Origin of the sequence: Sphingomonas sp. (genome assembly GCF_041661885.1) — a bacterium.
GTDB lineage: Bacteria > Pseudomonadota > Alphaproteobacteria > Sphingomonadales > Sphingomonadaceae > Sphingomonas.
This window is the reverse complement of the sequence record NZ_JBAZTL010000003.1, coordinates 24,069-49,676: the sequence shown is the minus strand read 5'-3', so window position 1 is coordinate 49,676 and position 25,608 is coordinate 24,069. Positions and strand designations below refer to the sequence as shown.

16 protein-coding genes are annotated in these 25,608 nt (G+C 66.6%); 7 read left to right on the top strand and 9 right to left on the bottom strand.

The window, feature by feature from the left end:
- Nucleotides 1-33: 33 nt before the first annotated feature.
- A complete protein-coding gene (locus WC704_RS06710; protein WP_372889151.1) occupies nt 34-771 on the bottom strand; it encodes a GntR family transcriptional regulator in 738 nt (245 codons plus the stop codon).
- A gap of 256 nt (nt 772-1,027) precedes the next feature.
- On the opposite strand from WC704_RS06710, the gene WC704_RS06705 reads away from it, so the two are divergent.
- Genes WC704_RS06705 through WC704_RS06680 form a run of 6 tightly spaced genes read left to right on the top strand, consistent with a single transcriptional unit; the run spans nt 1,028 to nt 14,237 of the window.
- A complete protein-coding gene (locus tag WC704_RS06705) occupies nt 1,028-3,400 on the top strand; it encodes a beta-N-acetylhexosaminidase (RefSeq protein WP_372889150.1) in 2,373 nt (790 codons plus the stop codon).
- Nucleotides 3,400-6,003, top strand: coding sequence for a glycoside hydrolase family 2 protein (locus tag WC704_RS06700; protein WP_372889149.1), 2,604 nt, complete (start codon nt 3,400-3,402; stop codon nt 6,001-6,003). The genes WC704_RS06705 and WC704_RS06700 overlap by 1 nt, the downstream gene beginning before the upstream one ends.
- A complete protein-coding gene (locus WC704_RS06695; protein ID WP_372889148.1) occupies nt 6,000-8,549 on the top strand; it encodes a glycoside hydrolase family 3 C-terminal domain-containing protein in 2,550 nt (849 codons plus the stop codon). The genes WC704_RS06700 and WC704_RS06695 overlap by 4 nt, the downstream gene beginning before the upstream one ends.
- Nucleotides 8,546-9,976 carry a glycoside hydrolase family 125 protein gene (locus WC704_RS06690; protein WP_372889147.1) on the top strand — a complete coding sequence of 477 codons (1,431 nt, stop codon included), beginning with the start codon at nt 8,546-8,548 and terminating at the stop codon, nt 9,974-9,976. The genes WC704_RS06695 and WC704_RS06690 overlap by 4 nt, the downstream gene beginning before the upstream one ends.
- A complete protein-coding gene (locus WC704_RS06685) occupies nt 9,973-12,291 on the top strand; it encodes a GH92 family glycosyl hydrolase (RefSeq protein ID WP_372889146.1) in 2,319 nt (772 codons plus the stop codon). The genes WC704_RS06690 and WC704_RS06685 overlap by 4 nt, the downstream gene beginning before the upstream one ends.
- 14 nt (nt 12,292-12,305) lie before the next feature.
- Nucleotides 12,306-14,237, top strand: coding sequence for an alpha-L-fucosidase (locus tag WC704_RS06680; RefSeq protein ID WP_372889145.1), 1,932 nt, complete (start codon nt 12,306-12,308; stop codon nt 14,235-14,237).
- Between the two features lie 3 nt (nt 14,238-14,240).
- Here WC704_RS06680 and WC704_RS06675 read toward each other — a convergent pair whose 3' ends face one another.
- The 8 genes from WC704_RS06675 to WC704_RS06640 form a co-directional block, all read right to left on the bottom strand.
- Nucleotides 14,241-15,539 (bottom strand): Hsp70 family protein, encoded by a 1,299-nt coding sequence (locus WC704_RS06675; RefSeq protein WP_372889144.1) that lies wholly within the window; start codon nt 15,537-15,539, stop codon nt 14,241-14,243.
- A gap of 118 nt (nt 15,540-15,657) precedes the next feature.
- Nucleotides 15,658-16,725, bottom strand: coding sequence for a chorismate synthase (aroC, locus tag WC704_RS06670; protein WP_372889143.1), 1,068 nt, complete (start codon nt 16,723-16,725; stop codon nt 15,658-15,660).
- A gap of 107 nt (nt 16,726-16,832) precedes the next feature.
- Nucleotides 16,833-17,636 carry an enoyl-ACP reductase FabI gene (gene fabI, locus WC704_RS06665; protein ID WP_372889142.1) on the bottom strand — a complete coding sequence of 268 codons (804 nt, stop codon included), beginning with the start codon at nt 17,634-17,636 and terminating at the stop codon, nt 16,833-16,835.
- Nucleotides 17,633-18,598 carry a YihY/virulence factor BrkB family protein gene (locus WC704_RS06660; RefSeq protein WP_372889141.1) on the bottom strand — a complete coding sequence of 322 codons (966 nt, stop codon included), beginning with the start codon at nt 18,596-18,598 and terminating at the stop codon, nt 17,633-17,635. The genes fabI and WC704_RS06660 overlap by 4 nt, the downstream gene beginning before the upstream one ends.
- Nucleotides 18,599-18,620: 22 nt before the next feature.
- The gene (locus tag WC704_RS06655; protein WP_372889140.1) at nt 18,621-19,559 is read right to left on the bottom strand and encodes a DnaJ C-terminal domain-containing protein; all 939 of its coding nucleotides are present in this window, start codon (nt 19,557-19,559) and stop codon (nt 18,621-18,623) included.
- 78 nt (nt 19,560-19,637) lie between these two features.
- Nucleotides 19,638-20,516 carry a transglutaminase N-terminal domain-containing protein gene (locus WC704_RS06650; RefSeq protein WP_372889139.1) on the bottom strand — a complete coding sequence of 293 codons (879 nt, stop codon included), beginning with the start codon at nt 20,514-20,516 and terminating at the stop codon, nt 19,638-19,640.
- A 235-nt stretch (nt 20,517-20,751) separates the two neighbouring features.
- Nucleotides 20,752-23,229, bottom strand: coding sequence for a circularly permuted type 2 ATP-grasp protein (locus WC704_RS06645; protein WP_372889138.1), 2,478 nt, complete (start codon nt 23,227-23,229; stop codon nt 20,752-20,754).
- Nucleotides 23,230-23,387: 158 nt separating this feature from the next.
- Nucleotides 23,388-24,098 (bottom strand): folate-binding protein YgfZ, encoded by a 711-nt coding sequence (locus WC704_RS06640; protein ID WP_372889137.1) that lies wholly within the window; start codon nt 24,096-24,098, stop codon nt 23,388-23,390.
- 99 nt (nt 24,099-24,197) lie between these two features.
- Here WC704_RS06640 and WC704_RS06635 point away from each other — a divergent pair, with 99 nt between their 5' ends.
- A complete protein-coding gene (locus WC704_RS06635; RefSeq protein ID WP_372889136.1) occupies nt 24,198-25,520 on the top strand; it encodes a dihydroorotase in 1,323 nt (440 codons plus the stop codon).
- Nucleotides 25,521-25,608 lie beyond the last annotated feature (88 nt).

Below are 25,608 nucleotides of genomic sequence, written 5' to 3'. Positions count from 1 at the left end.
CTCCGGGGAGGAAAGGTCGGCGCGCGAACGCAGTTACAGGTCGGACAGTTCGGCGACGAAATCATAGGCGTCGCCGCGATAATAAGACCGCGTGAATTCCGCCGCGCGGCCATCCTTCAGGAAGCCGCGCCGTTCGATCAGCAAGCCCGGATGCCCGGCGCTGACCCCCAGCATCTTGGCGTGTTCGGGCCCAAACGGCACCGCGCGGAGCCGCTGCAGTGCGCGCACGGGCCGGCTGCCCGCCTTGTCGAGCGCGGTATAGAGCGAATCCTCAACCGCGCCGATGCTGGGCAGACAGTAACCGGCGATGGTCGAGAATTCGAGCGCCATCGGTTGATCGTCGGCATAGCGGATGCGGTGAAAACGATAAACCGGCGTCCCCGGCGACAGGCCGAGCGACATCGCCTCGTCGGGGTCGACCGTGCCCGCCGCGCGGCTGATCCAACTGCTCGACGCGGTCTTGCCCCGCGCCGCCATGTCCTCGGAAAAGGAGGACAGCTTCGAAAAGCTCTTCTCAACGCGCCCGGTGACGAAAGTGCCCGCGCCGCGCCGCCGCGTCAGCAACCCCTCTTCGACCAGCCCGCCAATCGCCTTGCGCACGGTGATGCGGGAGATGTTATATTCGGTGGCAAGATCGCGCTCGGCCGGAATAGCGTCGTCTTGGGCCAGCACATCATGCGCGATAGCCTCCCGAATGAGCTGCTGGAGCTGAAGGTAGAGCGGCGCCGGATTGCCTTCGCGAAACTGACCGATCTGCTGCGAAAACGCCAATGCCCATCCCTTTCGCCGCGACGCAGAACGCCCCGTCCTGCGCGTGCGTCGCTATGTGAGGACCCAGCCTAATCAAAGCTTCGCAGGTGAGCAATCGGGATTGTTCCGATTTCATATTGGTATGGTCGATGCAAACGCTCCGCACCTCCATATCGCAGTTTTATATCAAAAAACCGATATCTCCGCCGCTTGCAAGTGGACCTATATTGGTTACACTTCGCCCCAAAGATGCGCCCGAACGGCGGCAGGGAGATTCATGATGCAAAGCAAGCGGCGCGGCACGACCGAGCAGAATTTTCGGCGGTGCGGCGCGATGCTCGGGGTGTTGTCCGCTCTGCTGGTGACGACAGCGGCGACGGCGCAAACCTCACCCTCTCCTCTTCCGCTGCTCCCGCTTCCTGCCAAGATCACGCGCACGACCGACAGCATCACCATCGCCAATGGGGCGGGCATTGCGGTTCCCAGCGGCGATGCAGAAGCCCAAGCCGCCGCGCGCCTGCTAATCGCGCAAGTAGCCACCGCGCGCGGGCTGACGTTGCGCACGACCACCGCCAACGCCGCGATCCGCTTCGCGCGCGATCCGGCCATTACCGGCGCGGAAAACTATCGCCTGACGGTCGACGCGAGCGGCATTCGCATCGCCGCATCGGCGCGCAGCGGCTTCGTCTATGGCGCGATGACGCTGGCGCAATTGCTCAGCCCCGATCAGGCGTTCGGCAAGCCCGTCGCGGTGCCCGGGGTCGATATCAGCGATGCGCCGCGCTTCGGCTGGCGCGGGCTGATGATCGATGTTGCGCGGCATTTCCAGCCATTGCCCTCGCTCTACCAGATCGTCGACCAGATGGTGGCGGTGAAGCTCAACGTGCTGCATCTCCACCTGACCGACGATCAGGGCTGGCGCTTCGAGGTGAAGCGTTATCCCAAGCTGACCGAAATCGGTGGCTTCCGCGCGCCGCCCAGCACCGGCGGCCTGACGCCGACCACGCGCGTCGGCGGCTTCTACACCCAGGCCGAACTGCGCGAGCTGGTTCGCTATGCCGCCGAACGCGGCATCACCATCGTGCCCGAAATCGATCTGCCCGGCCACGCCCAGGCGCTGGTTGCCGCTTACCCTGAAATCGGCGTGTTCGGGGATCGCCCGGTCGTGTCGCACGATTGGGGGGTCAATCCCTATCTGCTCAACCCCGGCCCCAAGGGCGTCGCCTTTGTCGAAAACGTGCTCGATGAACTGATGACGGTGTTCCCCAGCAGCTTCATCCATCTCGGTGGCGACGAAGCGGTCAAGGACCAGTGGGAACGCTCGCCCGAAGTCCAGGCACAGATGGCCAAGCTCGGCCTCAAGACCGAGAATGCGCTGCAAAGCTGGCTGATCGACGAATTCGGTCGCTATCTCGCCAGCAAGGGCCGCCGCCTGATCGGTTGGGACGAAATCCTCGAAGGCGGGCTGCCGCCCTCGGCCTCGGTCATGTCATGGCGCGGCGAAAAGGGCGCGGTCGATGCCGCCAATGCCGGGCACGATGTCGTGCTGTCGCCCGCGCCGACGCTCTATCTCGACAGCCTGCAAAGTGACCAGCGCGATGAGCCCCCCGGCCGCCTGTCAATCCAGACGCTGGCCGATGTCTATGCCTATGATCCGCTGCCCAAGGGGATCGATGCCGACCGCGCGAAGCATGTGCTCGGCGCACAAGTGAATGCGTGGAGCGAATATCTCGTCACGCCGTATCAGATCCAACACGCCGTCTTTCCGCGCGCGGCGGCGTTGGCCGAGACGACTTGGTCAAACGCCCCGCGCGATCTGCCGGGCTTCGCCACACGCCTTGCCCCGCAAGTCGCCCGCTGGCGGCGCGGCGGGGTCGAGGTCTCCGACAGCGCCTTTGCGGTGGCGTATGCCTTGCAGGGTACGCGCGGCGATGCGTTGCGCGCCGGCAAGGTGACGATCGCGCTCGCCACACAGCTTCCGGTCGGCGCGATCCGCTATACGCTCGACGGAAAGGCACCGACGGCGTCTTCACCCGCTTATGTCGCGCCGCTCAGCCTCGTGCCCGGCGCGACGATCAAGGCCGCCGCCTTTGACACAGACGGCATCGCCACCGCGCGCATTCGCGATTTCGAAACCAGCCGCACCGCCTTGCTCTACCGTAACGCCTCCGATCTGGTGTCGTGCCCGCGCGGCGCGCTGGGGCTGCGCGTGCCACTGACCGCTGATGCCGAAAGCAACGGTCCTGCTTTCAACATCAACCTGTTCGACACGTGCAGCGCCTATCCGGCGGCCCCGCTGGACCTTGCAGGCGGCTTCACGATCGAGGTCGCCCGGCTCGCCCGCCATTACGGCCTGGCGCATGAAGCTTCGGCGGTGCGCGAACCCTATAACGTCACCGCGCATGGGGAATTGGTCGTGCTCGCCGGATGCCAGGCAGGCCGCAAGGGCGCGCCCGACAAAGACGCCCCCAAGCCCGTGGTGGTTGCGACCTTCCCGCTCCCCGACCCCGCAGCATCTCCCACTCAGATGACGTTCAAGGGTGCCTTGCCGATGATGAGCGGGGACCGTGACCTGTGCTTCCAGTTCACCTCGCCCGTCGCCGAGCCTTATTATGCCGTGGCGTCGATCCAACTGACCGAGCGCCGGTGATGCGCAGGACGCTGCGCCGCGCGATCCTCGCCGCACTTCTCGTGGGTGCGACAGCGCCGCTTGCCGCCGCACCGCGCACCACGATCAGCCTCGATGACGGCTGGCAGGCCCGGATCGCCCCATCGAACGGGGCCGCAATCGCCGCACACCGCGCCGAGGGGCGCTGGTTCCCGGCGCATGTGCCCGGCAGCATCCAGCAGGATCTGATCGCGCGCCAGCGCGTGCCCGATCCCTTCCTCGCCACCAACGAAGCCGCGATCCAGTGGGTCGGGCACAGCGACTGGCACTATCGCCGGACGCTGCAGGTGACGCCCGCGATGCTCGGGCGCGATCATCTCGATCTGGTGTTCGACGGGCTCGACACTTTCGCGACGGTGACGATCAACGGCCAGGCCGCGCTCACCGCCGACAATGCCCATCGCCGCTGGCGCATCGCCGCCAAGCCGTTGCTCAAAGCGGGCGCGAACGAGATCCTCATCACCTTCGCCGCGCCAATCAAGACGCTGCAACCGATGGTGCTGGCGCAAAAGGCGTCGCTGCCGGGCGAATATGATTCCGCATTCGGGGACGAACCCAAGGGTCGCCAGACCTCGCCTTATATCCGCAAACCCAAATACCATTATGGCTGGGATTGGGGGCCGCGCATCCTCAATGTCGGCCCGTGGCGCCCGGTGCGGCTGGAGGCGTGGGACAATGCGCGGATCGACACGCTGCGTGTCGAACAGGATGCGCTGAACGATCGCGAAGCGCGGCTCTCCGCCAAGGCCGCCATCCAGGCAGATCGCGAGACTGTGGCGCAAGTCCGCGTTACGCTGACCGCACCCGATGGATCGCAGCAGCATGTCGTGCAGCAAGTAACACTCGCGGCCGGCACCAACGCCGTCACCCTGCCAATCACCGTCGCCCACCCGCAGCGCTGGCAACCGGTCGGCTATGGCGCGCAACCGCTCTACCGCGTCACCGCAACGCTCGACCAGAATGGCGAGGCGACCGACACTGCCGAGCGCCGCATCGGCCTGCGCACGGTCGAACTGATCCGTGGCGGCGGCGCGATGGGCTTTCGCGTCAACGGCATCCCGATCTTCGCCAAGGGCGCGAACGTCATCCCGTTCGACAGCTTCCCGGCACGCGTCACCCCAGCCTCGATGCGCCCGTTGCTCACCGCCGCGCGCGACGCCAATATGAACATGGTGCGCATCTGGGGCGGCGGCTATTATCTCGACGATGCCTTTTATGACATGGCCGACGAAATGGGCCTGATGGTGTGGCAGGACTTCATGTTCGGCGGCGCCGTCACCCCGCCCGATGCCGCCTATCGCGAGAATGTGCGGATCGAGGCAGAGCAACAGGTCGAGCGGCTCGGCAACCATCCGTCGATCGTGCTGTGGTCGGGCGGCAATGAAGTGCTGTCGGGCTGGGAAAACTGGTCCGACCGCAAGGCCTTCAAAAAAGCGGTCGGCGCCGATGAGCAGGAACGCATTGGCACAGGCATGGCGGTGCTGTTCGATCGCGTGCTGCGCGATGCGGTGCTGACGCGCTCGCCCGGCACGCCCTATTGGCCGGGCTCGCCCTCGACCGATTATGAAGGTCCCGTCGATACCGATGCGTCGGGCGACCGCCATTTCTGGGATGTGTGGTCGGGCTCCAAGCCAGTCGAGCGCTATCTCGACGCGTGCCCGCGCTTCATGTCCGAATATGGGTTCCAGGCGATGCCCGACATGGCGACGGTGCGCGCCTTTGCCGGGAACGGCCCGCTCACCCCCGACAGCCCGGTGCTGAAGGCGCACCAGAAGTTTCTCGCCGGGGAAGGCAATGAACGGCTGCTGATGTATATTCGCGACCGGCTGGGCGAGCCCAAGGACATTGCCGACTTCGTCTATCTCAGTCAGGTCAACCAGGCCGAAGCGATCGCGCTCGCCGCGCTCCACCACCGTGCGTGCCGCCCAGTGACGATGGGGTCGCTCTATTGGCAATTGAACGACGTGTGGCCGTCCATCTCCTGGTCGAGCGTCGATTATGACGGCCGCTGGAAGCTGCTCCATTATGCCGCGCGTCGCTTCTTCGCGCCGCAGGTAATCGTCGCCGAACATAAGGACGCCGCCACCCGCATTGCGCTCGTGTCCGATGCAACCACGCCGATCGCGGCCCGCTGGCGCGTCCGCGCGTTCGATATGGCGGGCAAGCCGCTGGGCGAACAGGGCGCGGCGGCAAATATGCCCGCTTTGTCCGCCACCGATGTCGCAAAGCTCGACGATGCGACGCTGTTCGCCGGGGCCGATGCCGCCAACAGCTACGCCGTCGCCGAATTGCTGGTCGGTAACGCCGTGGTCAGCCGCGCCATGATCGAGCGCGGCGCGCCCAAGACGATGCACTATCCCGATCCCGGCCTGACCGCGACCTGGGATGGCAACAATGTCACCATCCGCAGCGCGGCACTCGCCCGCGCGGTGATGCTCGACTTCGGCCAAATCGGCGCGCATCCGTCCGATGACGGCTTCGACCTGCTGCCCGGTGAAAGCCGCACCATCACCGTGACGTCTACGGCGTCGCCCAAGGCGCTTGCCGCCGCCCTTATCCTCCGCTCGCTGGGATCGCGCCGATGATCTGGATGCTGCTCGCAGCCGAGGCAGCGCAAGTCGCGCCCATCCCAGAAACGCTGACCACCGAGCAAAAGGCCGCCCAGCTCCAAAGCAGCGCGCCCGCCGATCCCGCCGCCGGGCTGCCCGCTTATGACTGGTGGAATGAAGGCCTGCACGGTCTCGCGCGCAACGGCTATGCCACGGTATTCCCGCAGGCGATTGGCATGGCGGCGACGTGGGACGCGCCGTTGCTCAACCGCATCGGCGATGTTGTCGCAACCGAAGCGCGCGCCAAGTTCAACGCGCAACCGGTCTCGGCCGATCGCAAAATCTATCAAGGGCTGACGATCTGGTCGCCCAACATCAACATCTTCCGCGACCCGCGCTGGGGCCGCGGGCAAGAGACCTATGGCGAGGACCCGTATTTGACCGGTCGCCTGGGCGTCGCCTTCATCACGGGCCTGCAAGGGCCGGACCCGAAGCACCCAAAGGTCATCGCCACGCCCAAGCATTTCGTGGTGCATAGCGGCCCCGAGGCGGGGCGTGACGGCTTCGATGTCGATCCTTCGCCGCAGGATCTGGAAGCGACCTATTTGCCCGCCTTCCGCATGGCGGTAACCGAGGGCAAGGCGCAGTCGCTGATGTGCGCCTATAACGCCATCCACGGCGTGCCCGCCTGCGCCAATGCGCCGTTGATGGTCGATCGGCTGCGCCACGACTGGGGCTTTACCGGCTTCACCGTGTCGGATTGCGACGCCATCGCCAATGTCCATTTGTTCCACCATTACCGGCTCGACGCGGCGGGGGCGGCGGCGGCCTCGCTCAAGGGCGGGACCGATCTCAATTGCGGCACCACCTATGCGGCGCTGCCCGAAGCGCTCCAGCGCGGCCTGGTCACCGAACAGGACATCGATACCGCGTTCGACCGCGCGATGGCCGCGCGCAAGGCGCTCGGCACCGTTTATGGCGCAAACAGCCCGTGGTCGCGCATTTCGCCCAGGAACATCGGCACGCCCGAACACCACGTCGTCGCGCTGAAGGCGGCGCGCGAAAGCATCGTGCTGCTCAAGAACGAGGGCAACCGGCTGCCGCTTAAGGCGGGCACGCGGATCGCGCTGATCGGGGCCGATGCCGATGATATTGGCGTATTGCAGGGCAATTATCACGGCACCGCCGTCGCGCCGGTGACCCCGCTTGAGGGCCTGCGCCACCAGTTCGGGGCGGAAAACGTCCGTTATGCGCAAGGCTCGGTGCTCGCCGATGGCGCGCCAGTGCTCGTCCCCGAAACCGCCTTGCGCTGGAACGGCGCGCCCGGCCTTCAGGCCGAATATTTCGCCGCCCCCGGCCTTACGGGCGCGCCCGTCGTCACCCGGCGCGAACGCCATATCGACCATGACCTCAACCGCGCGGCCCCCGCCCCCGGTCTCGGCCCGCAGTGGAGCGCACGCTGGAGCGGCGAATTGGTGCCGCCCGGCCCCGGTGCCTACCGCCTCGTTATCGACGCACCCGCGTGCTGGAAATATTGCAAGGCGCACGATGCCGCGCGGCTGTGGATCGACGGCAAGCCGCTGGCCCGGGGCGAGATCAAGAAGGGCCGGATCGAAGTCGCCTTCGACAGCGACGGTCGCACCGTGCCGTTCAAGCTCGAACTCGACCATGTCAGCGATGATGAAGGCGTGCGTCTGTTGTGGCTGCCCCCCGCCGAACCGCTGATCGCCGAGGCGGTGGCCGCCGCCAGGGCCTCCGACGTGGTGGTCGTCTCGGTCGGCCTGTCGCCCGATCTGGAAGGCGAGGCCTTGTCGGTCAGCGTGCCCGGCTTCGTCGGCGGCGACCGCACCGACATCGGCTTGCCACTCGCGCAGCAACGCCTGATCGCCGCGCTCAAGGCGACCGGCAAGCCGCTGGTGCTGGTGCTCACCAGCGGCAGCGCGGTCGCGCTCGATCCGAACGATGCCGACGCGATCCTCGCTGCCTGGTATCCCGGCGAATCCGGCGGCACCGCGATCGCCGAGACGCTCGCCGGGCGCAACAATCCTTCGGGCCGCCTGCCGGTGACCTTCTACGCCCACACCACCGACCTGCCCGCCTTTGTCGATTACGGCATGAAGGAGCGCACCTATCGCTACTTCACCGGAACGCCGCTGTGGGGCTTCGGGTACGGCCTCAGCTACACCCGCTTCGCTTATACCGCCCCGGCCAACGCGGTCAGCGTCACCGCCGGGCAAAGCGCGAGCGTCAGCGTGCATGTCGCCAATGTCGGCGCGCGCGACGGTGAAGAGGTGGTGCAGGCCTATCTCGTCCCGCCTGCCGCCAAGGGGGTCGGCTTCACCACCCCGGTGCTCCAGCGCCAGTTGGTCGGCTTCCAGCGGCTGGCGATCGCGCGCGGCAAGGCGGGCGACGCCAGCTTCACGCTCGATCCGCGCAGCCTCAGCCTGGTCGCGCGCGACGGTACACGCGCGGTCGAGCCCGGCGCTTACCGCCTGTTCGTCGGTGGCGGCCAGCCGGGCAGCGCGCCCGGTAGCTGGATCGACCTGACGATCACCGGCACGCGGCAGGAGTTGCCCAAATGATCCTGACCAGGCGTGAAGCCCTCCTCGGCAGTGCGGCGGGGGCGGCGCTCGCCGCCTCCCCCGCGCTCGCCGCGGCGCCGCTCCCCAGCAAGCGCCCGCCGTTGAAGGAACGGCTGTTCACCAGCCGCGCGGTCGAGCGCGAGATCGCACGCGTCTCGGCCAAGATCGGCGATCCCAAGCTGCGCTGGATGTTCGCCAATTGCTATCCCAACACGCTCGACACCACGGTGCGGATGCGCACGGTCGACGGCGCGCCTGACGCGTTCGTCCTCACCGGCGACATCCCCTGCCTGTGGCTGCGGGATTCCTCGGCGCAGCTCGCGCCCTATCTCCATCTCGCGCGCGACGACCCCGCTTTGCGCACGTTGTTCCACGGCCTGATCGCGCGGCAGGCGCGCTCGATCCTGATCGACCCTTACGCCAACGCCTTCATGGAAGATCCATCGGCCAGGACCAATCTCGGCTGGGCGAAGGACGACAAGACCGAGATGAAGCCCGGCGTCGCCGAACGCAAATGGGAGATCGACTCGCTCTGCTATCCGATGCGGCTGGCGCACAGCTATTGGCAGGCGACGCGCGACCCCGCGCCGTTCGATGCGCGCTGGGCGGCAGCAGCGCGCCTCAGCATCGCCACTTTCCGCGAACAGCAGCGCAAGGATGGCCCCGGCCCCTATCGTTTCCTGCGCGAATCCGAGCGCAATACCGAAACCCAGCCACTCGACGGTTATGGCAATCCTTCGCGCCCCGTCGGGTTGATCCATTGCGGCTTCCGCCCCTCGGACGATGCCTGCCTCTACCCCTTCCTCATCCCCGCCAACCTGTTCGCGGTGACCGCACTGCGCGAGCTGGCGGTGGTGGCGCAGGGCGCGCGCGGCGATACCACGCTGGCGCAGGATGCCATCGCGCTCGCCACCGAGGTCGAACAGGCGCTCGCCCAATATGGTCGGATACGGCTGCGCGACGGGCGCGAGGTGTGGGCCTATGAGGTCGACGGCTTCGGCAATGCACTCTTCATGGACGATGCCAACGTGCCCTCGCTCTCCGGCCTTGCCTATCTCGGCTGTGTTGCACAGAATGATCCACTGTGGCTGCGCACCCAAGCCGCTGCGTGGAGCCCGGACAACCCCTATTTCTTCAAGGGGCAAGCAGGCGAAGGCATTGGCGGCCCGCATGTCGGCTTACGCCAAATCTGGCCGATGTCGCTGATCGTGCGCGCGCTGTCGAGCGACGACCCCGCCGTGATCCGCGCCTGTCTCAAGACGCTGCGCGATGCCGATGCCGACACCGGCTTCATCCACGAAACCTTCGATCAGGACGACGCCCGCAAATTCACCCGCGCGTGGTTCGCCTGGGCCAATGGCCTGTTCGGCGAACTGATCGTGCGCCTCGCCAACACCCGTCCCGCTTTGCTGGAAGGCACTCTATGACCATCGACCGCCGTACCCTCCTCAGCAGTTCGACCCTCGCGCTGTTCGCCAGCGCGCTGCCGTGGCGGATCGACGCCCGCCCGACGGCGACCGCCCCCAATCTGTTCGTCGGCACCGGCGGCGATGGTCATACCTATCCCGGGCCATCGCTTCCCTTCGGCATGGTCCAGCTCGGCCCCGATACCGATGTTGAGCGCTGGGCGACCTGTTCAGGCTATCACCACGGGGACAGCTCGATCATGGGGTTCAGCCACACCCATTTGTCGGGCACCGGAATCGGCGACATGCTCGACGTGCTCGTCGTGCCGACCACCGGGCCGGTCAAACTGACACCGGGGCCACTCGACAACCCCGATGCGGGCTATCGCCAGCGTTATTCCAACGAAATCGCCGAGCCCGGCTGCTATCGCGTCGCGCTCGAATCGGGGGTGCGCGCCGAACTGACCACGACCGAACGCACCGGCTGGCACCGCTATACCTACCCGAAAGGGCCGGGCCATGTGCTGATTGACCTGTCGCATCTGGTCCTCGACACTTCCGACCGCGCCCCGCTGATCGATGAGGCGAGTCTTGCGATCGACGCCGATGGCACCATCACAGGCACCCGCCGTGTGTTTCGCTGGGCCAAGGGGCGGCGCATCCACTTTGCGCTGCAATGTTCGCGACGACCTGACCGCGTCGCTTTTTACGGCGATGGCGATGTGGAGCAGCCTGCGGGCACGACGAAGGTCTCCGGCAAGCGGCTGAAAATGGCGCTGCATTGGAACGACGCGGGCGCCGCGCCGATCCTGTTGCGCTGCGGTATTTCGGGCGTCGATATCGCGGGCGCGCGCGCCAACCTTGCCGCCGAGGCCTCGCATTGGGACTTTGACCGCGTTCTTGGTGCCGCACGCGGGCGTTGGGCGGAGGCGCTCGGCGTGGTTCAGGTTGAAGGCGGCACCGCCGACCAGCGCACCATCATGGCCTCGGCACTCTACCATGCGCAGCTTGCCCCAACGCTCTTCTCGGATATCGATGGCCGCTATGTCGGGCTCGACGGACAGGTCCACACCGTGCCGCCGGGCGGTGCCGCCTACAGCACTTATTCGCTGTGGGACACCTATCGCGCGCTGCACCCGCTGCTGACGCTGATCGCGCCCGAACGGACCAAAAGCCTGATCGACGACTTGATCCGCCAAACCCAGCAATCGCCCTACGGTCCCTTGGTATGGCCGTTGCAGGGCAGGGAAACCGGCACGATGATCGGCTGGCACGGCGCTGCTCCGCTGGCCGAGGCACAAGCCAAGGACATCCCTGCCGATTATGCCGCAGCCTGGCACGCCATCGCCAAGCGCAGCTTCGATTTCGAGGCACCCGAACAGGACAACAGCCTGGGCCGCGAAGTCTATGACAAGCTCGGCTATGTCCCCGCCGATCAGGTGTTCGAAAGCGTCAGCCGTACACAGGAATATGCCTATGACGATTGGGCATCCTCGCACCTCGCGCGCGCCGCCGGGGCCAGTACCGATGCCGACCGGTTGCTCAAACGATCAGGGAATTGGCGCAACGTCATCGACCGCGACACCGGCTTTGCGCGCCCGCGCTTTGCCAATGGCGCATGGTGGGCACCATATAACCCGGTCCAGCTCGGCCATATGCCAAAGCCGTGGTGGCGCGATTATACCGAGGCCAATGGCTGGCAGGCGACCTTCCTCAGCCAGCACGACCTCTATGGCCGGATCGCGCATGTCGGCGGCGATGCCGCCTTCGCCGCGAAGCTCGACGCCTTCTTCTCGGCGCCATCAACGCTACCCGACAATGCCCCGCCCGATATTTCGGGGTTGGTCGGCCAATATTCGCATGGCAACGAACCCGATCAACACGCCGCCTATCTCTATGCCTATGTCGGTCAGCCGTGGAAGACGCAGGCGCTGGTGCGACGTTTATGCACCGGAATGTACCGCAACGCGCCCGACGGCATCATCGGCAATGACGATTGCGGCCAGATGAGCGCGTGGTTCGTTTTCTCGGCGCTCGGCTTCTATCCGGTCGACCCGGTCGAGGCGGCCTATGTGTTCGGCTCGCCTTTGTTCGAACGCGCGACGGTGCGCGTCGGCAAGGGCCATACCCTCACAATCGAGGCACCCGGCAATCGCGCCGATACGCCCTATGTCGCGGCGGTCGCGTGGAACGGGAAACCGTGGACCAAGAGCTGGATCGACCACCGCACGCTGAGCGGCGGCGGCACGCTGCGCTTCACCATGTCGGCCACGCCCAACCCCAGCTTCGGCGCGGCGCACGCCGATCGTCCCCCCTCCTTTGGCCATTCGGCCTGATCCTGGAGCCCCAGATGAGCCATCCCTCGCGCCGCGGCGTGATCGCCTCCGGCCTTGCCGCCACCGCTTTGCCGACACTCGTAACGCCCGCTTTGGCCAAGACCGCGCCCAGCGGTGCGCCGCAGCCCTGGGGTGCCACCCCCGCGCCGCGCCAGCTCGTCTGGCACACGCGCCAGCAATATGCCTTCGTCCATTTCTCCATCAACACCTTCACCGACAAGGAATGGGGCTATGGCGACGAGGATCCGGCGCTGTTCAACCCGACCGATTTCTCCGCCGACCAGATCGTCACGGCGGCCAAGGCGGGGGGCATGACCGGCATCATCCTGACCGCCAAGCATCATGACGGCTTCTGCCTGTGGCCGACGCTGCTGACCGAACGCTGCATCCGCAACACGCCGTACAAGAACGGCAAGGGCGACATCGTCGGCGAAATGGCAGCGGCCGCCCGTCGTGCGGGTTTGTCCTTCGGCCTCTATCTTTCGCCGTGGGACCGTCATCATCCCGACTATGGCCGCCCGGCCTATGTCGATTATTTCCGCAAGCAGATCGTCGAGCTTTGCACGCGCTATGGCGAATTGTTCGAATTCTGGTTCGACGGCGCCAATGGCGGCGACGGCTATTATGGCGGCGCGCGCGAGACGCGGAAGATCGATGCCCCGGCGTATTACGATTGGCCGACCACGATCGCTTGGGTCCACAAATATCAACCGATGGCCTGCACCTTCGATCCGCTGGGCGCCGAAATTCGCTGGGTCGGCAATGAGGATGGCGTGGCGGGCGACCCGTGCTGGCCGACCATGCCCAACCACCCTTATGTCCAGTCCGAGGGCAATAGCGGCGTGCGCGGAGCACCCCTGTGGTGGCCCGCCGAAACCGACGTCTCGATCCGCCCCGGCTGGTTCTACCACGCCGACGAGGACGCCAAGGTCAAGACGCCCGAACGCTTGCTCAAGCTGTTCGACGAATCGGTCGGGCGCGGCACCAACCTCAACCTCAATTTGCCGCCCGACCGGCGCGGTCGCCTGGCCGATACCGATGTCGCAGTGCTGCGCTCGTTCGGCGATGCGCAAGCCGCAACCTATGCCCATGATCTCGCCAAGGGGGCCGTCGCCCATGCCAGCGCGGAGCGCGGGGTCGCGTTCAGTGCCGCGCGCGTACTCGACGGTCGGCCCGACACCTATTGGTCGACGCCCGATGCCGACCATACCCCGTCGCTGACGCTTGATCTGCCGCCTGCGCGCAGCTTCGATCTGATCCGCATTCGCGAATATCTGCCGCTCGGCGTGCGCGTCACGCGCTTTGCGGTCGATGCAGAGGTGGGCGGCGTGTGGAAGACGCTCGCTGAGCATGAATGCATCGGCGCACAGCGCATCATCCGCTTGTCCAAGCCCATCACCGCGCGGCGCGTGCGGCTGCGCATCCTCGAAGCGCCCGCTTGCCCGGCGATCAGTGAGATCGCCCTGTTCCGGCAAGTGGCCCCCGTCGCGGTCGCACCAGCGCGGTCGAGCGACCCGACGATCCTGTCGACCAAGGGCTGGCACATCGTCGCCGCCACCGCGCCGGGTGCCGAAGCGCTGCTCGATGACGATGCCGCGACCCGCTGGACCACCCCGGCCCCAACGCCCGGTGCCCCCGTCGGGGTGACAATCGACATGAGGCAAGTGGTTGCGTTGGCCGGGGTCAGCATCTCGCCGTCGCGCACGATCGCCAAGGATGTGTCCCCGCCGCGCGACTATCGTTGCGAGACCAGTGTCGATGGCGCGCAGTGGGAAGCGGCGGGCAGCGGCGAGCTGGCCAATATCGCGTATGCGCTCGCCACGCAGCGCCTCGCCTTCGATCAGCCCCGCCCGGCGCGATTCCTGCGCCTTACGTTCGGCGCGCCCGCGCTTCCGACGGGATCGATAGCGCTGGCCGGGATTGGAGCGTTCACCGTCAAGCGCTGACGGTCACGCCGCCCAGGCGGCGATGTCGTCCTGCTGGCCGATCAGCGCCAGGCCATGCGCGATCGAGGTGAGTTCGCCACCGGCGGCAATGCGGTCTTCACCGAAGCGTTCGACGAACAGCCGTCGCACGCGCGGGGTGAGCGAGGTGCCGCCGGTCAGGAACACACGGTCGATCGCGCTGGCGTTGGTTTCGGCGCGCGCCAGCGCCTGGTCGACCGCTCGCTCCATCTGCGCGATATCGGGGGCGATCCACGCCTCAAATGCGTCGCGCCGCACCTCCGCCGCGATCGACAGCCCCGCCCCCTCAAAGCGGAACTCCGCGATATCGCTCTGCGATAGGGCGCGCTTCAAGGTGCCGACGGCGTCGTAGAGTTGATAGCCAAGTTCCTGATCGATGATCGCGATCATCCGCTCAATCGCGGCGGGCTCCAGCGCGACGCGGCGCAACTTGTCGAGCTCCGCCATCGTCCGCCGGTTGCGCATCAACGCAAGCCGCGACCAATCGGCGAAATCGGTGAAATAGCCGCCGGGAATATCGAGCACCTTGTCGAACGAGCGATACGACCCGCCCTTGCCGAGCAGCGGCATGACGAGATGATCGACGATACGGAAATCGAACCGGTCACCCGCAATGCCGACCCCGGCATGACCGAGCGGGGTGCAGCGCCGCGCGGCGCCGGGCGCTTCGATCCGCACCACCGAAAAATCGCTCGTGCCCCCGCCGAAATCCGCGACCAGGATCGTCGCGGGATCGGCAATACGCGAGGCATAGCTGAACGCCGCGCCGATCGGTTCATAGACATAATGGATTTCATCGGCGAGGGGACCAAACATCGCATCATAGCGCGTCCGCGCCAGCGCTTCGTCGGGGCGGCTGCCCGCGAATTCCACCGGACGCCCGACCACCAGCCGCTGCGTCTTGCCGTTCAGCGCACCGCGCGCGCGCGCCGCCATCTTCGCAAGAAACAGGCGCCCCAATTCCTCAAAGCGAAAGCGCCGCTCGAACACGCTGGCATATTCGAAGCTCGCATTGGCCGCGACCGACTTGAATGACTGCAGGAAGCGGCTGCCCTGCGGGAAGGCGAGATATTCCGCAATCGCCCACGGCCCCGCCTCGCTCGCCAATCCCAGCGGCTCGCCCTCTTCTTCCCACAGGCACAAGGCCGAGCGGAACACCGCGCTTTGTGCGGCCGGACCATCGAGCAAGAGCATGTCGGCCTCGCCGGGCTGCTGCGCGACGGCCAGGACGGAATTGGTCGTGCCAAAGTCGAGGCCGATTGCGGACGGGGAATGTTGGATCATGGTCGGCGCGGCCTGTACGGGGAAAGCCGCATTTCCGCAAAACCGATCTTTGCGAAATGACGCGGGGCCGATCGCTTGGTCGCTCAACCTGTCCTGTCAGCGCGACGACCGGGCGGCTTCACCCACATTGCCCGCGGTGCAGCAACTTGTGATCGGCCAATACCAGCGCAACCATCGCCTCAACCACCGGTACGCCGCGAATACCGACGCACGGGTCGTGCCGCCCCTTGGTCATGATCTCGGTTGCCACCCCATCGCGGTCGATCGTCTCGACCGGTGTCAGAATCGAACTGGTCGGCTTGAACGCCACGCGCAGCGTGATCGGCTGACCCGTCGCAATCCCACCGGCAATGCCCCCGGCATGGTTGGCGAGGAATTCCGGACCATCGGCGCCGGGGCGCATCGGATCGGCATTGTCCTCGCCGCGCAGGCGCGCCGCGGCAAAGCCGTCGCCGATTTCGACGCCCTTCACGGCATTGATGCCCATGCACGCCGCCGCCAGTTCGGCATCGAGCTTGGCATAAAGCGGCGCCCCCCATCCAGCGGGCACGCCCGTCGCCGCACACGCCACCACCGCGCCCAAAGAGGACCCTGCCTTGCGCGCGCTATCGACCAAGCCTTCCCAACGCGCCGCAGCGTGCGGGTCGGGGCAGAAGAACGGGTTGCGGCCAATCTCGGCGGCATTAAAATGGGCGGGGTCGATCGCATCGCCGCCGATCGCCTCAACCCAGGCGGTGATGCGCACTTCGGGGATTACCAGCCGCGCCACCGCGCCCGCCGCCACGCGCGACGCGGTTTCGCGCGCCGAGGACCGCCCGCCACCGCGATAATCGCGGAAGCCATATTTGGCGTCATAGGCGTAATCGGCATGGCCGGGGCGATAGGCCTTGGCGACCTCCGAATAATCCTTGGAGCGTTGATCGACATTCTCGATCATCAGGCTGATCGGCGTGCCGGTCGTGCGCCCCTCGAACACCCCCGACAGGATGCGGACCTGGTCGGGCTCCTGCCGCTGCGTGGTAAAACGCGAGGTGCCAGGGCGACGCTGGTCAAGCCACGGCTGCACATCGGTTTCGGACAAAGCGATGCCCGGAGGGCACCCATCGACCACCGCGCCGATCGCCGGACCGTGCGATTCGCCCCAGGTGGTGAAGCGCAAGAGATGGCCGAAGCTGTTGAAGCTCATACGGTCGATACACCCGCGCCTGATCGATCAATCATGGCTGTCGCCCTCACCCTTCCCACGCCAACGGCGCGGGGCCCTTCCCTCTCCCCCTTTGGGGAGAGGGAGCTTTACACCAGTGCGATGTCCGGCGCGTCTTCGGCCTTCATGCCGATCACATGATAGCCCGCATCGACATGGTGCGTCTCGCCGGTCACGCCGCTCGCCAAGTCGCTCAACAGGTACAGCGCCGAGCCGCCGACATCCTCGATCGTCACGTTGCGCTTAAGCGGCGAGTTCAACTCGTTCCACTTCAGGATCAGGCGGAAATCGCCAATGCCCGAGGCCGCCAGCGTCTTGATCGGACCCGCCGAGATCGCATTGACGCGGATATTCTCTCGCCCGAGATCGACCGCCAGATATTGCACGCTCGTCTCCAGCGCCGCCTTCGCCACGCCCATGACATTGTAATGCGGGATGACCTTTTCCGCGCCGTAATAGCTGAGCGTCAGCAGCGACCCGCCATTGGGCATCATCGCCGCCGCGCGCTTGGCGACCGCGACGAACGAATAGACCGAGATGTTCATCGTCATCAGGAAATTGTCGAGCGTGGTGTCGATATAACCGCCGCGCAGCTCGTTCTTGTCCGAAAAGCCGATCGCATGGACCACGAAATCGATCGTCGGCCATTCCACCGCCAGCGCGGCAAAGGTCGCATCGAGCGCGGCCATGTCCGACACGTCGCAATCGAACAACCGCGCCACGCCGAGCTGTTCGGCCAGCGGCCGCACGCGCTTTTCCATCGCCTCGCCCTGATAGCTGAAGGCGAGCTCGGCTCCCGCTTCGCTCAGTTTCTTCGCAATGCCCCAGGCGAGCGAGCGATCGTTGGCGAGGCCCATGATCAGCCCGCGTTTGCCTGCCATCAATTCCATCACGCCGGTATAGACTCCTTAATTCCGTGTGCGCTCTCTACCCCCGCTTTGGGGGGTTCCGCCAGTGCTGCATTCAAATGCGCCCCGAATACGATACCCAAGCCCACCAAAAAGAAGAAAATCAGCGCCACGATCACCCCGGCCAGACTGCCATAGGTCAGGCTGTAGCTGCTCAACCGCGCCAGAATCACCGGCAGCACCGCCGTGATCGTTACCCACCACGCGCTGGTGAACAGCGCCCCCGGCCATTTCGGGCATTTGCTCAGGCGATATTTGGCGGGGGTCACCGAAAAAAACAGCATGTAGAGCGCGATGAACATCACCACCCCCGGCACCGCGCGCGACACGCCGACCCAGCCCGCGACATCGCGCGCCACCGGCAACACGTCGTAAATGAAGCGCTCCGCCGCCGTCAGCACGCCCTGTACCAGGAACGACAGCAACGCGACGACGACCGACACGATGATGACCAGCATCGAACTTAGCCGATAATGCCAGAAAGGACGGCTCATCTTCACGCCATACGCCCGTCGGAAAATGTCGCGAATCGTCTCGACGAAACTGCCGACCGACCACAGCCCGACAATCGCCCCCAGCCACAAAAGCGATCCGGTGCGCGCCGCCAGCACATCGGCAATCGGCTTGGCGAGCAATTCGCTGACATTGGGCGGCAGCACGTGCAGAAAGGAGGCGACCGCCCGCTGCGTCTCCGCGCTCTGCCCGATCAACGATGCAATCGCCGCCGCCAGGATGAAGAACGGGAACAGCGTCAGCAACGCAAGATAGGCGAGGTTGCCGGCATGGATGAAGCCATCCGAAAAGATACCGATCAGCACCCGCTGTACCACTTGCCACATACGCCGCGTCACCCGCGCGAACGGGGAGGCGTTGGCAAGAACCAGCGCTCCCCCCATATCGCCATGCGCCTCGCGTTCCTCGGGCGATACGGGGGAGATATGGCTCACGCGGTCGGCCTCCTGAAACGGATCAGACGCCCATTCCGCCGCGCGGGTTCCGCAAGTCCTTGTCTTTCCAGCCCTGGACGAACTCGATCAGCGCATCGTCATCAACGGGCAAATCAACCATCAGCGTCACGAGCTGATCGCCGCGCGTGCCGTCCTTGCGGTGGAACCCGCGCCCGCGCAGCCGCAGCACCTTGCCCGAATTCGATCCCTTCGGGATGGTCAGCATCACCGCGCCCTCGGCGGTCGGCACGCGCACGCTCGCGCCAAGCACTGCTTCCGACAAGCTGATCGGCAAATCGAGCCGCACATCGTCCCCGACCCGCTCGAAGAAGCGATGCGGCAGCACATTGATGGTGACGATGCCGTCGCCATTGCCGCCAGGCCCCACTTGCCCCTTGCCCGCCAGCCGCATTTGCGCGCCGCTTTCGAGGCCCGCCGGCAATTTCAGGTCGATCGTCTTGTTGTCGGCAAGGGTAATGCGCTGCGGCTTGGCCGCCACCGCGTCGACGAACGGCACGTCGAGCTTGTACAGCACATTCGCGCCCTTGGGCTGCTCGCGCCGCCCGAAACCGCCAAAGCCCCCGGCAAAACCGCCGCGCCCGGCACCGCCTGAAAACATGTTCTCGAAGATATCGCTGAGATCGGGGCCATCGGCCTGAAAACCCGCACCGCCGGGACCGGGACGGAACCCGCCGGTATTGCCGTTACCGCCCGCACCGAACCCGAACGGCGCCGCCGGATTGCCCTCGCCGTCAATCTCGCCCCGGTCGAAGCGCGCGCGCTTGTCCTTGTCGAGCAACAGATCATAAGCGCGCGTCACCGTACCGAACCGCTCGGTCGCCTTGGGGTTGTCCTTGTTGCGATCGGGATGCAGCTCTTTCGCAAGCTTGCGATACGCTTTCTTGATCTCCGCATCGGTCGCGGTGCGCGCGACGCCCAGCGTTGCATATGGATCGGCCACGAATGTCCCCGGTGTTCTGATCTGGTCTTATAGAAGGCCTATTTGGGGTATCGGGGGGGCGAGTGCAAACGCCGTCGCCTAGATTAGCGGGGCCACGTCGACGCTGACGTCCATTTTCTGCGCGCTGGAGCCGAGCACGACCCCGTCGATCGGCGCGATTTCGCCGTAATCGCGCCCAATCGCCATCACGATGTGGTCGCCCGCCATCCAGATGCCATTGGTCGGATCGACCCCGACCCAGCCAAGCTCGGCCCCGCACCACAACAGCACCCAGGCGTGTGTCGCATCGGCCCCCACCAGCCGCGGCTGCCCGGGCGGCGGGATCGTGCGGATATAGCCCGAGGCATAAGCGGCGGGCAGCCCGGCGGCGCGCAGGCCCGTAATCATGATCTGCGCGAAATCCTGGCAGACGCCGCCGCGCTTCATGAAGGCTTCATGCGGCGACGTATCGACCAGGGTCGCCTGCGGATCGAACGCGAAATCGTGCTGGATGCGCTGCGCCAGGCCAATAGCGGCATCGAGCGCGGGGCGATCGGGGTGGAGATCCTGTGCGCACCACTCGGCAATGTCGCGATCGAGCGGGATCAGCGGCGAGGGAAAAATGTAATTGGCCGGGCCTGCCGGCGACGGATCGCGGCTGGCGCGTGCAGCGGCGGCGATCTCCCGCAAGGCGGGCGAGCCGTTGGCGGGCATCGGCACCGGGCGATCGACCGAAATCCGCGACACGCTCTCGATCGTCAGATGTCGCACCGGCGCATCCACCACCATCCGCATCACATTGGCGAGCCCCGCCTCGGCGCGCGCGGGCGACACCCGGCCCGAGGGCGAAATGTCGAGCCGATAGTCGAGCAGATCCTGCCCCGACCAATGGATCGGCTTCAACCGCAAATTGCAGCGCGCGAATTTGACGTTCGCGCCGTAATCGAAGCGCGTGATGTGGCGGATGTCGTAGATCATTTTCTGCCTCCCCTCCCTGGAAGAGCATCAGGTGAACAGCGCCCCGCGCTGTTCAGGGCATGCTGGGAGCATGCCCGACCTGATACTGGGTTGGGGGTGGGTTGGCATGAGGGATGGACGGCATTACCGCTAGCCCGGACGCGGGAGTAAATCCCGCGTCGTCGGACGTCGCCTGCGCGACGCCGGCCGGCCTGGCGCGAGTCTTGGCGCGAGGCGCTCCAAGCCGCGCTGCGGCTCACGCCAGCACCATCCCCGCCGCGCGCAGTGGTTCGGCACCCTGCAAGAAATAGCGCCGCGCGATCGCTTCGGACAATTGGAACAGCCGCCGCTCGACATCGCCCAGTACATCGGCATCGAGCGCGGCGGCGGTGGCGGTCGAAACGATCGCGGTCAGCACCGTGCCCTGCGCCTGCTGAGGCTCCTCCATGCCGTCATCCTCCAGCACCGGCAGCGCCGCCAGATGCTCGCAAATCCGGCAGATCTGGAAAGCGAGCGAGCGCGGATTTCCGGGGTCGAGCGCAACCAGATCGACCACCGGCACGCGCGCAATGCCCGTCAGATAGCGCTGGCGATAGCTGATCTGGCTGTCGGCAAGGTCGAGCAGGCTCGACAAATCGTCGGCGCTCGCTTGCGCCATGCCAAACACGCGCAGCGCGCGCGTCACCGTCAGCGCGCGTTCCAGCCGCCGCCCAAGATCGTGAAAACGCCACGCGGCGGTGCGCCCCATATGTTCGGCGGACAGGCCCGACAAAGCGGCATAGCGGCGCTGCAGCGTGCCTGCATGATCGAGCATCCCGCCCTTGGTCGGATAGGGCGCCTCCAGCAAGCGCACGACATCCGCCGCCAGCCGATCGCGCGAGCCCTGCCCGATGCCGCGCGCCAGCCGGTTGATCGAGCGCACGCTGTGCCAGTCGCCATCCTCCATCGCGGTGCGCGCAAAGGCGGCAAGATCGGCGCGACGCAAGCTCGGCGGATGTGGCGCCGCCCCGGCATTGACCGCCAGCCCGACCAGCCGCCCGACCGTCTCGGGCGCCAGCGCCGCGCCGGCATCGGCATCGATCGAATTGCCCAGCATCACGCGGATGATCGCCAGCAGCGCCTCGCCGCGCTCGAGATAGCGCCCGAGCCAGAAGAAATTGTCGGCGACGCGGCTCGGCAAGGTGCCGGGGTTGCGCCGCACATGGATGGTGTCGGCAGCGGGCAAGAGCGATACCGGCGCGACCGCCTCGGCACCATGAATCGCGACATCGGCGGACCAGCACCCCTCCCCCATCACCGACGCGCGCGGATCGGGATGTTCGGCGATGCGTGCGAAACCGCCCGGCAGCACGGTCCACGCGCCATCGGGGCCCCGTGCCGCGAACACGCGCAGCGTGAAGGGGCGCGCGGCCAGCCCGGCGTCGGTCACCACCGGCATGGTCGACAGTCGGACGATTTCCTGACCGACATAATCCTGCGGCCGCCGCGTCATGTCGTCGAGCAGGGCGACGCGCGCCGCGCCGACAATCTCCGCCCCCGGCACCGCAACCGCGCCGGCGAGGCCAAGCGGGGCCACGCCAAAAGCGGGGCCGATCAGCATCTGGTCGAGATCCTCGATCACCGCCGCCCGCGCGTCATCCTGCCCGCACCACCAGGTTGCGATATTGGGCAGGATCAGGTCCGCACCGAACAGCCGCGTCGCCAGGCGCGGCAGGAACGCGCCGAACGCCGCCGATTCGAGCACACCCGCACCCGGCGCATTGGCGATAACGACATTGCCCGCCGCCGCCGCATCGATCAGGCCCGCAACGCCGATGCGCGAATGCGAATCAAACGCCAGCGGATCGAGCAAACGCGGATCGACGCGGTGCCACAGCGCATCGACACGTTTCAGCCCGCCGATCGTGCGGACATATAATTTGTCCTCCAGCGCGGCGAGATCGGCCCCCTCGACCAGCAGAAAACCGAGATAGCGCGCCAGATGCGCCTGCTCGGCATAGCTCGCGCTATATCGGCCCGGCGTCAGCAGCCCGATGCGCGGCTCGGCCCGGCGACACGCCGCCGCCAGCCCATCGCGAAACGCGGCAAAGAACGGCGCGTGGCGCTGCACGTTCAGCCGCGCCTGCAATCCGCCCAGCGTCCGCGCGATCGCCAGACGGTTCTCCAGCGCATAGCCCGCCCCCGCAGGCGCGCGCAGATGATCGGCCAACACGCGCCACTCGCCGGTCGGCCCGCGCCCGAGATCGACCGCAATGAACTGCAAATGATGCCCGCCCGATGGCACCAGCCCCGCCATCGGTCGCAGGAAGAAGGCCGATCCCCCGACCAGCGCCGCCGGAATGAGCCCGCGCGCCACCAGCGAGGCATCGCCATACAGATCGGCGATCACGGTTTCGAGCAAGTCGGCGCGCTGCACGATCCCTGCCGCGATCGTGCGCCATTCCTCGGCGGCGATCAGCAGCGGCACCGGCGACAGCGGCCACGGCCGTTCCTCACTTTCGCCGATGATGCGGAAACCCGTGCCGATATCCTCGGCGTGGCGCTGCACGCGTTCGCGCGCGAGGCCGAGATCGTCGCCCGCCGCCGCCGCCAGTTCCTCGAACATCGCCGCCCATGCCGGATCGGGATCGGCGGTGAGCACGTCACCGCTGACGGCGCGTGCGCGATACTCGGCGATCCAGCGCGCCGCGTGGATGCCAGGGTCAAGCAAGGACGGGGCGGGCGCGCTCGCCATCAGCAACCGCGCACCGGCATGTCGCCTTGCTGCCGGCGCGTTGCCGGGCAACGCTTGGTGGATGATGCGCTATCGATCACTCGGGGCCCCTTCGTCGCGCGCGACATGGCCACAATCGGCTCGCACACGCAACATGCGAGTGTGCGCGGTCGCCGCGTTTACGCCAGCGCCGCCGCCATCCAGCCGGGCACCAACGCGTCACCCAGCGCCTCCACCCGGCGCAGCTCGACCATCACCCCCAGATCGGGATAGGCCGCGCGCGTGCGCTCCCCCACGTCGCCCAAGGGCGCCACCACCAGCCGCCGGTTGACCTTGCTGCGATGGTGCATCCGCGCGGTATTCTCCTGCCCGACATAGCACCCCTTGGTGAAGCTCACCCCGTTCAGCTCGCGCGCATTGCATTCCAGCCACAGCGTCTGGTCGCTGCCGAGCTCGGCCACCCCCTCGGTCACGCCCAGCGACAACCGGTGTTCAAGCCAGCCCGTCGCCGCATCCCCCGCTTCGCCGATCCAGCGCCGCCCAAGCGCAGATAGGCGCGGATCGGGCACGCCCTGCCCGCCCTCGCGCGCCCAATGTACCATGCCCTCGCTGCGCTCGATCGTAATCGCGCGCCGCAAGCGATAGATCGACAGCCGCCGCGCCAACGCCTCGGCGGCGCTCGCTTCGCAGTCGACCAGGATCGCCTCACCCTCGGCCCACAGCACAAAATCGAACAGCGCCTTACCCTGCGGCGTCAGCAAGCCGCCCCATTGCGGCGCGCCGGGCACCACGCTCGTCATGTCCTGCGTAACAAGACCTTGCAGGAAGCCGCGCGGGTCATCGCCCGCGATACGAAGGAGCGCTCGGTCGGTCAGGGTGGTTTCTGGCATGGCTAACAGGTAGGAAGCCCGCGACTCTTTGTCATCCATTCGCTGGGCACATCGCGCCAGGCTGGCTTCGACAAATTCCGCCCGAACGGAGTACATGCAGTGACTTTCGATCTCCTCCTGAAAAACGGCACCGTCCATTTGCCCGCTGGCCCGGTGCAGACCAGCGTCGGCGTGATCGCAGGCAAGATCGCCGCAATCGGCGTAAGCGGCGATGCCGGCGAGACGATCGACTGCACCGGGCTCGACATCCTGCCCGGCGTCATCGACACGCAAGTGCATTTCCGCGAACCCGGCCTCGTCCACAAGGAAGACCTCGAATCCGGCGCGCGTGCCGCCGTGCTCGGTGGGGTGACGGCGGTGTTCGAAATGCCCAACACCAAGCCCAATACCGATTCAGCCGAGGCGATTGCCGACAAGCTCGCCCGCGCGCACCATCGCATGTGGTGCGACCATGCGTTCTATGTCGGCGCGACCAACCACAATGCCGCCGATCTCGCCGAGCTGGAGCGGATGCCCGGCACCGCCGGCGTCAAGATCTTCATGGGTGCCTCGACCGGCGATCTGCTGGTGTCCGAAGACGCCTCGCTCGCCGCCGTGCTCGCTTCGGGCCATCGCCGCGTCGCCATCCATGCCGAGGATGAGGACCGCATGAACGCCCGCGCCGATGAACGCGTGCCCGGCGACCCGTCCTCGCATCCGGTGTGGCGCGACGATGAAAGCGCGCTGCTCGCGACCAAGCGCATCGTCGCGCTCGCCCGCGCGGCGCGGCGGCGCATCCATGTGCTGCACATCACCACCCCCGCCGAGCTGGAATTCCTCAGCGCCCACAAGGACATCGTGACGTGCGAGGTAACCCCGCAGCACCTCACGCTGGCGGGTGAGGAGGCCTATCCCCGGCTCGGCACGCTCGCACAAATGAACCCGCCGATCCGCTCGGGCGCGCATCGCGACGGGCTGTGGCACTGGGTCGATCAGGGCGTTGCCGACATTCTCGGCTCGGACCATGCGCCGCATACGCTGGAAGAAAAAGCCAAACCCTATCCCGGCTCGCCCAGCGGGATGCCCGGCGTGCAGACGCTGCTGCCGCTGATGCTCAACCATGTGGCAGAGGGCCGCACCACGCTCGCGCGCGTGATCGACCTGACCAGCGCCGGACCGCAGCGCGTGTTCGGCATCGTCGGCAAGGGCCGCATCGCGGTCGGCTATGATGCCGATTTCTCGGTGGTGGATTTGAAAGCCCGCTGGACGATCACCGAAGACTGGCTCGCCTCGCGCTGCGGCTGGTCACCCTTCACCGGCATGGACCTCACCGGCCGGCCGATCGGCACCATCGTGCGCGGCCACCGCGTGATGTGGGACGGCGCGCTCGCGGCGACGGCGGTCGGCGAGCCGATCCGGTTCGAGGCGGTGGAGTTTGGGTGAGGAGGCGAAGGGATGGGCGGCGATTGCTCTTGGTGAAGATGGCCGCTTTGACACTGCCTGCGGCAAGCGCCGCGCGGATGGCGTCGGC